This is a genomic window from Pseudomonas sp. 32_A, assembly GCF_017490905.1.
GTDB classification, from domain to species: Bacteria; Pseudomonadota; Gammaproteobacteria; order Pseudomonadales; family Pseudomonadaceae; genus Aquipseudomonas; species Aquipseudomonas inefficax.
The window spans coordinates 1-239 of sequence record NZ_JAFGYI010000508.1 but is presented as its reverse complement, the minus strand read 5'-3'; the positions used below and the strand labels follow the sequence as shown (position 1 = coordinate 239).

Here is a 239-nt window from a genome sequence, read left to right as displayed (position 1 = left end):
CCTGCGCCGCGAGAACGCCAACCAGGTACCGGCCAACGCCCTGTGGCTGACCAACGCCATGGTGCAGATCTTCCTGGTGATCACGCTGTTTTCCAACAGCACCTACCTGTCGCTGATCTACCTGGCCACATCGATGATCCTGGTGCCTTACCTGTGGTCGGCGGCCTACGCCGTGCTGTTGGCGGTGCGTAAAGAAACCTACGATGGGCAGCCGGCCCTGCGCCGCAAGGACCTGCTGG

At 62.8% G+C, this 239-nt stretch carries 1 protein-coding gene; it reads left to right on the top strand.

The genetic code is table 11. The annotated features are described in order from the left end of the window. Positions 1 to 239 (top strand): amino acid permease (locus tag J5M58_RS27625; protein ID WP_207880706.1); only part of this gene is annotated, 239 nt, incomplete at both ends.